Below are 14,236 nucleotides of genomic sequence, written 5' to 3' on the forward strand. Positions count from 1 at the left end.
AGACTTGTAGTGAACGATGCAAATATCGTAATTTTTTATTTAAACGCCTCTTTTGTCTCCGTAAATGATGATATGCAATCGCTCGCAGTAATGGAATCCTTCGCGGATGCATATTTCGGCCAGCCAGAGGCGCTTTTGCTGTAATTCCTCTTGTGTGCGTCCTTCGGGCATCAGATAGATTTTGTTTTTGCCGAGGGATAACGCGTTTATTAAGGTGTTGATTTCCTGGATGTCTTCAGGGGTGGATACGACGAATTTGAGTTGATAGTCGGCGGCCGATTCGATCCATTGGCGGATGACCGGCAGATGGATACGGTCCGCCTCGTGACGACGGGCAATGGCTTTGTCGGCAGGCAATGAATTGGAAAGCTTGGGAGAGAGTGAAACCAGGTCGACGGATCGCATCCATTCTTCGGCGATCAGTCGGGTGCCGTTTGTCTCCAGCGTGATTTTTTTATCTTTCGCCCGGCAGAGCCGGATAAGGTCGCCCAGCTCGGGACTGAGGGTAGGCTCTCCTCCGGTCAGGATCACCTCCTCGATCTGCGGGTTGGCTTCCAGTGCGGCGCGCACATCGTCGACCGTGTATTGTCCTTTCTCCAGCTGCCATGAAGTATAAGGAGTATCGCACCATCCGCAGCGCAGGTTACAGCCCAGCGTGCGCACGAGGATGCTCGGGGTGCCGGCGCGCGCACCTTCTCCCTGCAAGCATGGATATATCTCGCAGATCGTTTTCATCGTTCGATTTGAAGCGGGATATGGGGGTTGATGATCTTTTTATTCTGCAGCAGCATCTCTTCGAAAGGCTGAGGCCACTCGGCACGGATCCCTTCGCTGAAGCGAATATCGTTCAAGGCATAACGCGGTTGCCAGATGTGCTCGAAATCGTTCGGATCGGCTTCGGCATAACCGGTCTCCGTCTCGTGATAGCGCACGGCGCGGATCTCGATCGTGCCTTCCCCGTTGTTGAATTCCGTATGTTCGATGATATGCTTGGCATAAGCGAAAAACATCAATGCGAGCATCTCCGCCGTGGGGTTGAACGGCAGGATCACCCAGCGTTCGTTCTCTTTCGTGAAGAAATCGAGTATCTTCGGGGATTCCTTGTCCCACATATCGTGGGCATGGTCGAAGCTGTCGACAATCTGGCGCAGGGCACCCATCAGGCCAAAGTCCATCACCATGCCCGCGTTATCGAGTTCGGAGGCGTAGAACATAATCTCTACAACCGCCGAATGCCCGTGAATCGAATGGCTGCAGCGGCGGGAAGCGCAGTTGCGTACCACATGGCTTCCCTCATATCTGAATTTCTTGCGGATAATCATTCTCTTTTGTTTTCGGGCAAAGATAGTGTTTTATACGCATTTCGTAAACAAATTCGCATCGCTCATCGCCGGAGCGACTGCTGCCGAATAGGTCTTGTAGCCGCCCGACAGGTTCCTGACCTGTGTGTATCCGTTTGCCCGCAGGATATTTGTGGCCAGGTAGCCGCGCAGTCCGACGGCGCAATAGATGTAAACCGCTTTGTCGGCAGGGATCTCCGCCAGGCGGTCGCGAAGCTCTTCAATCGGGATGTTTATGGCACCGGGGATCATGCCTCTGATACACTCTTCGGCGGTGCGCACATCGAGGATCGTTGCCGTTGCCGGATCGGCCTCTTGCATCTCGCGCCAGGTCATCGCAGGCATTGCTCCGTTGATTATATTGGCTGCTACGTAGCCCGCGATCGCTATCGGGTCTTTGGCCGACGAGAAAGGTGGGGCGTAGGCGTGCTCGAGGCGGGTGAGGTCGTGTACCGTTCCGCCGTTTTTGATCAACAGGGCGAGCTGGTCGATGCGCTTGTCTACCCCATCGTAACCGACGCTTTGCGCGCCATAGAGCTTGCCGCTCTCCGGATCGAACGTGATCTTCAGGCTCAACGGCAGGGCGCCGGGGTAATAGCCGGCATGCGAACCGGAATGTGTCCAGGAACTGCGGTAAGGGATGCCGAACTGTTTCAACCGCTTGGCGGCAAGGCCCGTCGAGGCAACCGTCAGATCGAACACTTTGGCGATGGAGGTGCCGATCGCCCCTTCGTATTTTGTCTGATTGCCCCACACCATATTATCGGCCACGATACGTCCCTGGCGGTTGGCGGGATTGGCGAGGTAGTTCAGCCAGGGTTTGCCTGTCAGCGGATGCGGAAACTCAATGGCATCGCCTACGGCATAGATATCCGCCACCGAAGTCTGCAGATAGTCGTCCACCCAGATACCACCCGCTTCGCCGATCTTCAGTCCTGCCGCCTGGGCCAATGCCGTTGCCGGACGCACCCCGATCGAAAGGATCACCAGATCGGCTTCGATCGTCTGGCCGCTCTTGAAATGCACATCGATCACACTCCCCCGTTTCGTGAATTTCTCGACGCTCTGCTCCAGGTGCAGGCTTACGCCTTTGCGCCGGAGGTGTTGATGCACCAGGGTGGCCATCGAATAATCGATCGGCGCCATTACTTGGTTCGCCATCTCGACGATCGACACCTTGGCACCTGCCTCGTGCAGGTTCTCGGCCATCTCCAGCCCGATAAAGCCGGCGCCTACCACGACTGCCCGGCGAACCCTGTGGTGGGTGAGGTAGTTTTTGATCCGATCCGTATCCGGCACGTCGCGCAATGTGAAGATCCCTTCGGAATCAATGCCTGGCAGTGGCGGACGCACGGGAGTAGCCCCCGGCGAAAGCAGGAGTTTGTCGTAGCTTTCCACGTATTGGCTGCCGTCTGCGCGACGGACGGTTACCGTCTTGCCGTGTCCGTCGATCGCCGTCACTTCATTCTCTACGCGTACATCTATATTAAAGCGCTCGGCGAACGACTCGGGTGTTTGCAGGAAAAGACTGTCCCGCTCCGGGATCGTGCCACCGATATAATAGGGCAATCCGCAGTTGGCGTAAGACACATACTGGCCTTTCTCGAACAATATAATCCCGGCCGATTCGTCATTCCGCCGCAGGCGCGCTGCCGCTGTCGCGCCTCCGGCTACACCTCCGATGATCAGGTATTTCATCCTTACTTATTTAATAATACCTTGTCGATAGCTTCTTTGAGCGAACTCTTCGGCATGGCACCCTGTGCCATCTGCGGCGTGCCTTCCATCGGTACGAACAAAAGGGTGGGGATGGACCGGATACCAAAGGCGGCAGCCAATTCCTGTTCCTTCTCCGTGTCGATCTTATAGATGTAGATATCGTCGCCGTATTCGGCAGCCAATTCTTCCAGGATCGGCGCGATCATCTTACAGGGTCCACACCAGGAGGCGTAAAAGTCAATCACTGCAGGCTTGTCGCCTAAGTATTTCCACTCGGTAGGATTGCTCTCGTAATTGGCAACCTTACTCAAAAAATCTGCTTTTGTCAACTGAATTGTCTTCATTGTATCTTCTTTTTTCTGATTTGTATTCTTTTTATTCTCACTCGCTTGTACGTTGCACACCGTAAACCCAAGGCCTACCAGTAGTAGTGCGATAACTGTTTTCTTCATTATTTTATATTTATATTTTTTCTTTCTTTTTAAACCCGCTGAATACCAAACCGCCCATTACCGCTCCCCAAAGGGAACTCATCAAAGGCGACGAGGTGATCGGACAACTGCCACTGCTGCATCCCACGAATCTCCAGTACAGAAATCCCCCGACAGCACCCACGATCAAGCCGATCAACATCAGCCCGTTCTCTTTAATCTGTGTAATTACCTTTTCCATATTGACTTCTTTTATATTGAAATTTCTTTTCAACGATACAAAGATAGATGTTATTTTCCAATGGAACAAATATCCGAGAGAAAATGTTTGCGTATTTCCAAAAATAGCCTTTCCGGCAGCCGAAATTCACCGCTCTTTTCGCGACATTTATAATACCCTGTATGTGAGCGCATCGGAGGGAGTAGTTATTTGTTGATAATTATCAACAAATGTGTTGACGGTTATCAACAAACGGATAGTGGTTGGAGAAAAATAAAATAATCTATGGAGTAACTTCTCGTATCCGGCGGGTAAATTGTGTTTTTTTGCGTATGTTTGTAGCATATAGATTTGTGGATTATATCACGTTAATGAACAGTTTTATGAAAAGACGTCATTTCTTCCGGACACTGGTAGCCAGTGGAGTAGGGGCAGCTGCTGCTCCGGTGATCAAAGCTTCAGAGAATCCTTTGTTTAATCCGGCCAATGCGAAGCCGGAAACGAATATTGCCACGGCGAAAGCCATTCCGCGCACGGCCGCGTCTATGCCGGGCAAATATCCGGGTCGAGTGGTGCGGGTAGATCATCCGCGTTGTGTGGTCGACGGCAAGCCGGTGGAATCGGCGGCTTATGAGATGCTGAAGACCAGCATGTTGAACCTGACGGGCGAAACGGATCTGAAGAAAGCCTGGTTGCAGTTTGTCGGCCCGGAGGATGTGATCGGTCTGAAGGTGAACCCGATCGGCGGCACGTTATTGTCGACTTCCCATGCCTTGACCCAGTCGATCGTGCGCCAGTTGGAAGAGGCGGGCATCTCCCGTGCGAAGATCGTGATCTGGGACCGGCGCCAGGAAGGCTTGGACGATGCCGGCTTTACGGAGGCGAACTATCCGGGCGTGCGGTTTATGTCGACCGAATGTTACGATAAAGATAAAAACTATATCGGTCCCGATGGACGTTTCTATAGCGAGGACTGGATCGATAAAGAGCAGTATCTGTATGTTGATGTCGAAGGGGAATACGACGCGTACACCTTGCCTTTTATGGTGAACGGCGGTAAGTATTCGTATTTCAGTAAGATCTGTACGGAGAAAGTGACCAAGATCATCAATGTGCCTATCCTGAAAAACGCCGGAGCGTCCATTACCGTATGCATGAAGAACCTGGGCTTTGGCGCGATCACCAATACGGGGCGTCTGCACCAGCAGTTCTGGCACGAGACGAGTGCGTATGTCTGTGCTTTCCCGCCGATACGTGATAAGGTGGTGTTGAATATCGCCGACGGCATGATCGGCTGCTTCGAGGGTGGACCGGCGGCCAATCCGCAGTTTATCTGTCAGTATAACACCCTGTTGGTTGGTTCCGACGCGGTGGCTGTCGACCGGATCTGTCACGATATCATCATCGGCAAGCGCATTGCCGAAGGGGTGCAGAAAGAAGATCGTCCGAACTCAACCCTGTTTATGGATCTGGCGCAGGAACTGAAACTTGGGGTGGCAGACCGGGCGAAGATAGATCTTCGCCAATTGACAATTGACAATTGACAATTAAATGTTTTTGGATGGTATATAAGATGATATATTAAGATATACAATGAAAAAGCTTATTTGTATTCTCTTTTTAGTTCTCGCTTGCGCCCAATTGTCAATTGTCAATTGTCAATTGTCAATTACACGCGAACGCGTGTTTACGGGCGCGGGTCTGTATGGTTTTATGAACGGTGGCGCCGATCTGTATCTGGAGTACGAGGTGTATCGGTTGACTAATCGGGATATTGAATATAAAGGTGAGAAGTATACGGTCGATATCTATGAGCTGCCGACGCCGGAGGATGCGTATGGCATCTATTCGATGAATGTCTTTCGCTGCGAACGGGCGGATACCTTGGATTGCATCGATTGCCTGTCGCCTTATCAGTTGCAGGCGGTAGACGGCAATAAGTTTATTTCTGTTGTTTTCCCTTCCGGTTCGAACGCGGCCAAACAGCTGGCCGACGAAGTCTTGCGCCAGTATCAACCGATGAAAGGAGAAACGAAGCCGGCTATTCCGAAGGCATTAATCGATAAGCCGCCTTATTCCGCTGTGGTGAAGTATCTTAGAGGACCGCTCTCGGTCTCCGCCGCCAGCAAAAGCCTTTCCGATCTGTTGCAAGAGATCCCCTATAAAGGCGTTTGGTTCAAAGCAGAGAAAGGCGGAGATACCTACGACGCCTATATCCTTTTTGCCGGTACGGCGGAGAAGGACAAATTGAAAGAAAAGATCCCTGCCGCCGATATGGTAAATGAAGGAGAGACCTTCCTTTACATCCGTGGAACGGAAAAAGAAGAGGAAACGCCTGATTACGGGCCGTTTGGATTTTGATTCTTTCTCTTTTTTCTGAATAAAAGTGCAAAGAATGTTTGGTTGTTTCATTCGGATACACTAATTTTGCACACTGATTTTCCGCAGAGGGTAAACAAAGAGGCGTCGGAGACGAAGCCCACCCCCGGGACCTAACCTGTTAAAGTAAAAAAAACAGATGTACGTAGTTGTAGAAATTAACGGACAACAGTTCAAAGCCGAACAAGGAAAGAAATTGTTCGTACACCACATCCAGAACGTAGAAAGTGGTGCTGTTGTTGAGTTCGACAAAGTGTTGTTAGTAGACAACAATGGTGAAGTAACCGTAGGACTTCCTACCGTAGAAGGCGCCAAAGTAGTATGCGAAGTGCTTTCTCCGCTGGTAAAAGGTGACAAGGTATTGATTTTCCACAAGAAAAGAAGAAAAGGATACCGTAAGCTGAACGGACACCGTCAGCAGTTCACGGAATTGAGTATTAAAGAAGTTGTTGCTTAACAATCAAAAAGAAGTAAAAGAAAATGGCACATAAAAAAGGAGTCGGTAGTTCGAAGAACGGCCGCGAATCGGAAAGTAAACGATTAGGTGTTAAGTTATTTGGTGGTGAAGTGGCGAAAGCAGGTAATATCTTGGTTCGTCAGCGTGGAACATCTCATCATCCGGGCAAGAACGTAGGTATGGGTAAAGACCATACGTTGCATGCATTGGTTGACGGTGTGGTTGTTTTCTCTAAAGGAAAAGAAAACAGATCTTACGTATCGATCAAAGAAATGGAAGCTTAATAAGCTTTTCATATAAGAGGTAAAAAAGAAGGTGTCCCGGATGGGATGCCTTTTTTTATGGTATTCTATTATCATCAAAGAAGCCTAAAAAACAGCTATCTTTACCACATGACAAACAATCGCTTCATTATTACTTTATGGCTTTGCCTGATGTTCTTTCTATTCGCTTCTTGCGGCAGCAAAAAGCAGGCTGTTGTTTTGCCGGCGGATTTCAAGGGACCGAAAGAGCTTTCCCGCTTGTATGGCGTGAAGATTACGCCCAATGACAATATCTATCTATATAATGAAGGCAGCCGGTGGCTGGGCGTGCCTCATCGCCTGGGGGGAAATACGAAGAAAGGAGTCGACTGCTCCGGCTTTGTGGCGATCATCTACCGCGAAGTGTACGGTAAACAACTGGCACGCTCCTCAGCCGATATGCTGAAACATAATGTAAAGAAAGTCGGACGCTCCCGTCTTCAGGAAGGCGACCTGGTGTTCTTCCGCACGGACGGTAGCCGCAAGAAAACGCCCAACCATGTCGGTATTTATCTGAAGAATGGCCGTTTTATCCATACCAGCACCTCCCGCGGGGTGATGGTCTCTTCGCTGAGTGAACCTTATTTTACGCGCTCGTTTATTACCGGGGGACGAGTGAAGTAAAAGCCCGCCGATAAAAAAAACCGGCAGCCGCCGCGAACGGGGCTGCCGGTGGGGGATATAAAAGGGAGGGTAGTGGATGATTGTTAATTGTTAATTGTTAATTATTAATTATTAATTGTTTATCCTGACTTTTATTGTTTGGTTTCCTGCGCGTACGATATAGATACCGGCGGGCAAGGGGAATGTCTTTGAACCACGAAGTGCACGAAGAGAAACCACATTTTTACCCGTGATCGTATAGATTGACACGTTTACGGCATCTCCGGAATTAATAATGGATAATTGATAATTGCTAACGGCTATGCTGATCGTGCCGGCGGCCAGATCGGCATTGGCGGTGGTATCGGGATTGGGGTCCGGATCTGTTGTGTTGTCGCGCAGGCGGATCTCGATCGACTGGTCTTTCTCGATCGGGTTGAGGATATAGTTTCCGCCTTTACCATCGATGGTCACATTGAAGGCCGTCTCTACGCCATCGATCAAGAAAAGCATATCATCGGCAGTCAGCCCGTATTCTTGGACGGAGAACTGCAGGAAGAGATGATCCCCTTCGGCGACGGTCAGAGAGCCTGTCGCGTAGTTACAATCGATCCCTTCGCCAACGACCAGGGAGATCGTGTGATAGATGGAGGAAGTTTCTTCCGGTAGCACTTTTATAGGGACTCTAACATATACTGATTTGCCTACCAGATCGGTTACTATAACTGTTAAAAATCCTTCTCCCGGGGCAATGCCGGTCAGGGTAACAACGCCATCCTTTTTATTGAATACCATATTTATACATTTCGCCTTCTCTTGAACAGGGAAGCTTACTATTTTCAATTTATCCCAATCATCATCATCCGCAATATCCGCGGCAGTAAAAGAGATTGTTCCTGTGCCGATAATCTCCTGAGTTGGGACGGGGTCTTTAGCTGTGGGGGCTACATTTATCCGTGCCTTGATATTTGTCGATAATGTTTCCGGGTAGGTGTCAGAGGTGTAAAGAATATTTCTATTGTCATAACATCCAGCAACGCCCAACGGCTCTTCATCTATATTCCCACTGTGCAGGAAGCCGCAGTCGGTAATCTTTGATTCTGTTTCTTTATCTATCATCCCAATAAATGCTCCTACAAAAGGATTAATGCCTGTGGATACGACTGTAATCCGGCTTGTGGTAAATGCGTTTTCGATTGTTCCACCGTTATAGCCGACTAAACCACCCGCTTGAATAAGCTCGTCTGATGAATCAATCGTTACTTCTCCTGTGGCATAACAGTCAGATATACTGGCGTTAGGGCCATTGAGACTTGTTAAACCACCAATAGTTTGAGCCCTCATGTCCGTCCCTGATAATTTTACCGGTACCGCTGCATAGCTATTGGATATATTGCCGTTATTGGAGCCCGCCAAACCGCCAATATGATTTGAACCTGTGATTGAACCGCCTGCAGCAGTAGTGACCGAACATCCGGTGATTGTTCCTTTATTATAACCGGTTAAACCACCCATAGCGCTTTTCCCGATTATACCGTTTTCGTGTAACTCAATATGCAGGTTCTCTATGCGACCATCACTTTCTATATGGCCAAAGAGACCAAGCTCTTCGCTGTACGGCTTATTGATATGTAATCCTTTAATAGTATATCCTTGCCCCTTAAAGGTGCCACTGAAGCTCGCCCACGTCTCTCCTATCGGTATCCAATTCTCTCCTTCCAGGTCAATATTCGCATTCAAGCTGATGGTTTCTTCGAAATAGGTGTTCCCTTGGTTTACCGCATCCCGGAATGCTTTCAGCTCTTCCAGGTTGTTGATCACTAAATCCGGCTCGGCGGCCATTGTCTTGCCTGCGACTATGGCAAATAGCAACATTGTAAGTCGTAAAAATCGTTTCATAATACATTTGTGTTTTTTTGTGAATAATTTGTTTTAGTCCGCTATGGAGCGGCTTATGATAAAGTCGTTATGCAGGTCGCGCATCTCGGGGTTTATCGACGAGATGGTGAGCTGGAGTGATTCACCCGAGAGCTCTTCGAGAAGCAGTTTATGTCCCAGCGCGTCCGTGGGGGTGGAGAACTGGCGGTAGTAGAGTAATTTGTCGTGCCCCGTGCGTTCCAGCATCACCGGAAGGGACCGACAAAAACCAACCTGTAACCCTTCGGCAGATTTTTCCTTCTCCGCTATATATACCCAGCAAGGGGTCGATTGTAAAGATATAAAGCTCGCTTCCATCTTCTTTTTTTTTGCGATTGAACAGGGGCAAAGCTACGGACAAAGCTCCGGTTGGAGTTGCCATTGCAGGAAAACAACTTGCCAAATCAGGAAAAAATCATTGGAAATACTCGATGAAATGGGGGTTTTTAGAAAAACATCTAAATGTATCTCTCAAAACTCTTAGATGTTTTCCCCAAATCATTTAGGAGTTTTTGGAAGAACATCTAAGAGTTTTGAGAAGAACATTGAGATGTTTTTTTGCGTTGCGGCATTCAAAGTCCTTTCGGACTTTTTGTGGCTTTCGGATATTTTGAGAGGTGAAGATTTTGTGGAGTACTGAAAGCACGACAGCGTTCAGCCCAGGGTCAGCAGGCCGTTAGGTCTGCGCAACCCTGGGTCGGGAACACACTCACACACAACGGAGCGCTGAAAGCGCGAAAGATTTGCTTTCGCGCTTTCAGCGCTCCGTTTTTATATGTATCCTTAACCCGGGGTGGCGAACCTCTTCAAGGTTCTGACCCCGGGCTGATGTATTACGCGCTTTCAGCGCTCATTGTCCTTTCAGGACGATCGTACACAAAACCTGACTCATAGTAAATCTTTTAATCCGTACAATCAGCGTGCAGAAGCCTCCTATCTCCTATACCCTGCGAAGCGAACGTTGCGCGCGAACATTTTCCCTCTTTTTTTGTTACGCATACAACCGCAAGAAAATCAAGAGATACAACAATAAAAAAACAACAACACCCATGGCAAAAAAACTACACCTAATCGCTATCGTCCTACTGGGCTTAATGCTTTCGCCCCTTTCGGCCGGGGCTGCTACTATCGTGCCGGATAAAGATAATATAATCTATGTCAACGCCGCGGTAAAGACCAGTGGCGATGGCTCCTCCTGGACCCATGCGACCGCTTCGCTGACAGAGGCATTGGAATATGCCAATGCCAATTACGAGGAAGGCCTGACGATCCTTGTCGCTGAAGGGACTTATTATCCGGAGCTGGATGAGAATATAACAACAGACGGAACAACTCCAACGACTAACCTCCGCGACCGTACCTTCCTGATCACATCCAACGTCACCATCCGCGGCGGATACAAAGCTGACGGTTCCGGCGATTGGGATCCGGCAGCTTACCCGACGATCCTCAGTGGAGACCTGGATAAAAACGAAGGACTTTCCGATGACGACGCCTTCCATGTGGTATTGGCGGTAGGGACAGAAGCAAAACATATCGCCCCTACCCTCGAGGGATTAACGATTACCGGAGGGTATGCGAATGGTAATGGTTCTACAAAAGTAAGCGATTCTCCGATTTGGAGGACCTCTGGCGGCGGCTTATATAATCTCTATGCCAACACCCATTTGCACCAGGTGGTGATCACGGGGAATCTGGTCGATCAAGCTGGCGGCGGGATCTATAACTACTACAGCGACCTAACGCTTACCTCGGTGGAGATCACCGCCAATCAGGCAGACAACTCTGGCGGCGGGATCTATAACGAAGGTGGCTCCGCCACGCTTACCCAGGTTACCGTTGCGGGGAATCAGGCAGGCGCCTCTGGCGGCGGGATCTATTACGTTGGCAGCTCCCTAACGCTGACTTCAGTGGTGATCACGGGGAATCAGGCAGGCGTCTCTGGCGGCGGGATCGCTAACGATGGCGGCTCCCTCTCGCTTACCCAGGTTACCGTTGCGGGGAATAAGGCCGGTGTAATTGGCGGCGGGATCTATAACTACGGCGACTTAACGTTGAAGAATAGCGTCGTATGGGGCAATACGACAGTGCAAGAAAGTAATAGTGATAATGTCCGTAACGATGGTGATACCCCCACCTTCGCCTATAGCCTGGTGCAAGGCATAACGACGGCGGATGCCAACGGCAATCTGGATAGTGAAACTACCGACCCCGGCTTTGTCGCTCCGATCGATCCGACCACCGCTACATGGCCTACCTCTGCTGGCGACTACCGCCTGAGATCTACCAGCCCGTTGATTGGTATGGGGAGTAATGCGCTTTACCCCGGTAGCGATAAGGGCTTCAATCTGGCTACCGACCTCGACCTGGCCGGTAACCCCCGCCTCGACGGCACGACCATCGATATCGGCGCCTACGAACGGGTAACGCCCGTACCTTCCGATGATAATGCGCTCTATGTAAACCCTGCGGTAACGCCCGGCGGCAATGGCTCCTCCTGGAGCAGCCCCCTGAAATCGCTTAGCGATGCCTTGATCTTTACCAATGCCCGGGCAAAGGCCGATGATGATACAGAATATACGATCCTTGTCGCTCAAGGGACGTATTATCCGGAGAGTACAGAGGGGATAATGAAAGGGGGATATATCGGTGATACTGAACCCGGCCTCCGCGACCGTACCTTCCTGATCACGGCCGATGTCACCATCCGCGGTGGATACAAGGCTGACGGTTCCGGCAAATGGGATCCGGCAGCCTATCCGACGATTCTGAGTGGGGACCTGGATAAAAGCGGAGGGCTTTCCGATGACGACGCCTACCATGTGGTATTGGCGGTAGGGACATCCAATACAGAGCGTATCGCCCCTACCCTCGAGGGATTAACGATTACCGGAGGGTATGCGAATGGTAATGGTTCTACAAAAGTAAGCGATTCCCCGATTTGGAGGACCTCTGGCGGCGGCTTATATAATCTCTTTGCCAATACCCATTTGCACCAGGTGGTGATCACGGCCAATCAGGCAGCTAGCGGTGGCGGGATCTATAACTACGACAGCGACACAGAACTGACTTCAGTGGTAATCTCCGGGAATCAGGCAGGTGAAGGCGGCGGGATCTATAACAAAGGTGGCTCCCCCACGCTTACCCAAGTCACCGTTGCCGGGAATAAGGCAAGAGACAATGCCGGCGGGATCGCTAGTATTAACTGCATCTTCACGCTGCAAAATAGCGTCGTATGGGGTAATACGGCACCGATGGGCGCTAATGTCCAGACCATTGGCAGTACCCCCACCTACGCCTATTGCCTGGTGCAAGGCATAAAGATTGAGGATGACCAAAACAACACCGGCAACCTGGATGGTATCGTGATCTCCGACCCCGGCTTTGTCGCTCCGATCAATCCGGCGAAAACTGCCAACTGGAAGCCTACCTCTGCTGGCGACTACCGCCTAACGGCCACCAGCCCCTTGATCGATAAGGGCAATAATGCGCTTTACCCGGGTAGTGATAAGGGCTTCAATCTGGCTACCGACCTTGACGCTGCCGGTAACCCTCGCCTGCGCGGCTCGGCAATTGATATTGGCGCCTATGAGTATCAATCGGCAGATGCACCGGCAACGGTCTACTACAGCTACACCCTCGAGGTCGGCCCGAGTATCCGCCTCTACAACCTGACCGCCGGCACGCACTCCATCGCCGAAGGCGATCACCTCTTCCTGCAGTTCCTGCCGGAAGACGCCACGCTGACAGCCGACGACGTGATGCTGCTGATCGATGGCGTCGACACGCCTTTCAATGTGCCTGCCGCCGGGATGTACTACAGCTATATCCTGCCTATCACCGGTGAACATACGGTTCTGATCGCCCAGCGGGAATATACCGTTACCCTGCCGGCAACGGAAGGTATCACCTATAATGTGGGGGCCGGAACGCATACCGTAGCTTATGGCGAGCGCTTCGCGTTCACCATCACCGGCGATTTTGCCCCCGATCAGCTTCATGTCTATGCCAACGGCCAGGAGATCAGCCCAAGCAACAGCCCCGAAGGGGAGGCTCTTCGAAGCGAAGCCCGGGAGGGGACCTCTTCTCTTTCTTATATCATCGACGCCGTCACCGGCCCGATCACCGTCACCCTCGAAGGCACAACCACGGCGAACGCCTCGCTGACGCATGGCATTCGAGTGGTAGTTGAAAGTGGAAAGTTGAAAGTTGAAAACGAAACGGCTAACGCGGTGGACGTGACGGTATATACCCTCACGGGGAAAACCTTTGTGCAACTTCGTGAACTTCGGGGTTCAAAAACAATTACGCTCCCTGCCGGTATTTATATTGTTCGGGCAGGGGAGCAGCGGTGGAAGGTAATGGTTAATGATTAATGATTAATGATTAATTTTTAATTTTTAATTTTTAATTGGGAGTAGGAGCCAGGGTGGACTATAGCGATGATACGCAAGGGTCTATCCTGGCTCCTTTGCGTGCGTTTTCTGTCACCTCTCACCACTAAGAAGACCTTCAAATTTGCTTCGATGCGAATGGATTTTACGGATTTGTAAACCATTGAAAATGAAGCGTTAATATTTCCTTCAGAAACTACCGGTAGTTTGCGCGCAAAGTACCGGTAGTTTGTCGACAAACTATTAGTAGTTTGCACACAAAGTACCGGTAGTTTAAAAAAGGGGGGTGTGATAGGTTTCAAATATTTTGAAATGTGAAGATTTTCCGGTGATAGCAGATGGACATTCCGGGCTCTCCTCCTTTGAAAAGGAGGAGTACGGCGAGGTACGAGCCGGGAGGTGGTTAGATTCTTATATTGCTAATTAATAGGTGCTTAAAAGATCTAACCACCCCACCGCTGCAAGCAGCGGTCC

The 14,236-nt window shown here is 50.4% G+C and carries 12 protein-coding genes and 1 pseudogene; 6 read left to right on the forward strand and 7 right to left on the reverse strand.

Annotation, left to right across the window (positions count from 1 at the left end):
• Positions 1 to 39: 39 nt before the first annotated feature.
• The 5 genes and pseudogenes from M2133_RS01040 to M2133_RS01060 all read right to left on the reverse strand — a co-directional run bounded on the left by M2133_RS01040 (position 40) and on the right by M2133_RS01060 (position 3,731).
• Positions 40 to 735 (reverse strand): 7-carboxy-7-deazaguanine synthase QueE, encoded by a 696-nt coding sequence (locus tag M2133_RS01040; RefSeq protein ID WP_277464100.1) that lies wholly within the window; start codon positions 733 to 735, stop codon positions 40 to 42.
• On the reverse strand, positions 732 to 1,322 hold the full coding sequence (locus M2133_RS01045) for a 6-carboxytetrahydropterin synthase (RefSeq protein ID WP_277464101.1): 591 nt from the start codon (positions 1,320 to 1,322) through the stop codon (positions 732 to 734). Before M2133_RS01045 ends, M2133_RS01040 begins: the two co-directional genes overlap by 4 nt.
• Positions 1,323 to 1,391: 69 nt before the next feature.
• A pseudogene (locus M2133_RS01050) lies at positions 1,392 to 3,038 on the reverse strand (FAD-dependent oxidoreductase); the annotation flags it as partial.
• Positions 3,039 to 3,040: 2 nt separating this feature from the next.
• Positions 3,041 to 3,511 carry a thioredoxin gene (gene trxA, locus M2133_RS01055; protein ID WP_277464102.1) on the reverse strand — a complete coding sequence of 157 codons (471 nt, stop codon included), beginning with the start codon at positions 3,509 to 3,511 and terminating at the stop codon, positions 3,041 to 3,043.
• 10 nt (positions 3,512 to 3,521) lie between these two features.
• Entirely contained in the window at positions 3,522 to 3,731 is a 210-nt protein-coding gene (locus M2133_RS01060; protein WP_277464103.1) for a DUF6132 family protein, read from the reverse strand.
• A 362-nt stretch (positions 3,732 to 4,093) separates the two neighbouring features.
• Here M2133_RS01060 and M2133_RS01065 point away from each other — a divergent pair, with 362 nt between their 5' ends.
• From M2133_RS01065 to M2133_RS01085, 5 genes are all read left to right on the forward strand, one after another.
• A complete protein-coding gene (locus tag M2133_RS01065) occupies positions 4,094 to 5,254 on the forward strand; it encodes a DUF362 domain-containing protein (protein WP_277464104.1) in 1,161 nt (386 codons plus the stop codon).
• Between the two features lie 49 nt (positions 5,255 to 5,303).
• On the forward strand, positions 5,304 to 6,071 hold the full coding sequence (locus M2133_RS01070; protein ID WP_277464105.1) for a DUF6599 family protein: 768 nt from the start codon (positions 5,304 to 5,306) through the stop codon (positions 6,069 to 6,071).
• Positions 6,072 to 6,228: 157 nt separating this feature from the next.
• Positions 6,229 to 6,546, forward strand: a complete 318-nt coding sequence (rplU, locus tag M2133_RS01075; protein WP_277464106.1) for a 50S ribosomal protein L21 — start codon at positions 6,229 to 6,231, stop codon at positions 6,544 to 6,546.
• Positions 6,547 to 6,569: 23 nt separating this feature from the next.
• Positions 6,570 to 6,830, forward strand: a complete 261-nt coding sequence (rpmA, locus tag M2133_RS01080; RefSeq protein ID WP_277464107.1) for a 50S ribosomal protein L27 — start codon at positions 6,570 to 6,572, stop codon at positions 6,828 to 6,830.
• 108 nt (positions 6,831 to 6,938) lie between these two features.
• Positions 6,939 to 7,472 carry an NlpC/P60 family protein gene (locus M2133_RS01085; RefSeq protein WP_277464108.1) on the forward strand — a complete coding sequence of 178 codons (534 nt, stop codon included), beginning with the start codon at positions 6,939 to 6,941 and terminating at the stop codon, positions 7,470 to 7,472.
• 111 nt (positions 7,473 to 7,583) lie between these two features.
• Here M2133_RS01085 and M2133_RS01090 read toward each other — a convergent pair whose 3' ends face one another.
• Positions 7,584 to 9,350, reverse strand: a complete 1,767-nt coding sequence (locus M2133_RS01090) for a T9SS type A sorting domain-containing protein (RefSeq protein WP_277464109.1) — start codon at positions 9,348 to 9,350, stop codon at positions 7,584 to 7,586.
• 33 nt (positions 9,351 to 9,383) lie between these two features.
• The gene (locus M2133_RS01095; protein ID WP_277464110.1) at positions 9,384 to 9,686 is read right to left on the reverse strand and encodes a hypothetical protein; all 303 of its coding nucleotides are present in this window, start codon (positions 9,684 to 9,686) and stop codon (positions 9,384 to 9,386) included.
• 731 nt (positions 9,687 to 10,417) lie between these two features.
• Between M2133_RS01095 and M2133_RS01100 the strand changes: the two genes are divergently transcribed.
• Positions 10,418 to 13,744, forward strand: coding sequence for a right-handed parallel beta-helix repeat-containing protein (locus M2133_RS01100; protein ID WP_277464111.1), 3,327 nt, complete (start codon positions 10,418 to 10,420; stop codon positions 13,742 to 13,744).
• The last annotated feature ends 492 nt before the right edge of the window (positions 13,745 to 14,236 follow it).

The organism is Parabacteroides sp. PF5-6, assembly GCF_029504695.1.
In the GTDB taxonomy this organism is placed as follows: Bacteria; Bacteroidota; Bacteroidia; order Bacteroidales; family Tannerellaceae; genus QVMG01.

Coding starts and splice junctions, on each gene's coding strand:
- M2133_RS01040 (WP_277464100.1), bottom strand. CDS start 735: ATGAAAACGATCTGCGAGATATATCCATGCTTGCAGGGAGAAGGTGCG.
- M2133_RS01045 (WP_277464101.1), bottom strand. CDS start 1,322: ATGATTATCCGCAAGAAATTCAGATATGAGGGAAGCCATGTGGTACGC.
- trxA (WP_277464102.1), bottom strand. CDS start 3,511: ATGAAGAAAACAGTTATCGCACTACTACTGGTAGGCCTTGGGTTTACG.
- M2133_RS01060 (WP_277464103.1), bottom strand. CDS start 3,731: ATGGAAAAGGTAATTACACAGATTAAAGAGAACGGGCTGATGTTGATC.
- M2133_RS01065 (WP_277464104.1), top strand. CDS start 4,094: ATGAAAAGACGTCATTTCTTCCGGACACTGGTAGCCAGTGGAGTAGGG.
- M2133_RS01070 (WP_277464105.1), top strand. CDS start 5,304: ATGAAAAAGCTTATTTGTATTCTCTTTTTAGTTCTCGCTTGCGCCCAA.
- rplU (WP_277464106.1), top strand. CDS start 6,229: ATGTACGTAGTTGTAGAAATTAACGGACAACAGTTCAAAGCCGAACAA.
- rpmA (WP_277464107.1), top strand. CDS start 6,570: ATGGCACATAAAAAAGGAGTCGGTAGTTCGAAGAACGGCCGCGAATCG.
- M2133_RS01085 (WP_277464108.1), top strand. CDS start 6,939: ATGACAAACAATCGCTTCATTATTACTTTATGGCTTTGCCTGATGTTC.
- M2133_RS01090 (WP_277464109.1), bottom strand. CDS start 9,350: ATGAAACGATTTTTACGACTTACAATGTTGCTATTTGCCATAGTCGCA.
- M2133_RS01095 (WP_277464110.1), bottom strand. CDS start 9,686: ATGGAAGCGAGCTTTATATCTTTACAATCGACCCCTTGCTGGGTATAT.
- M2133_RS01100 (WP_277464111.1), top strand. CDS start 10,418: ATGGCAAAAAAACTACACCTAATCGCTATCGTCCTACTGGGCTTAATG.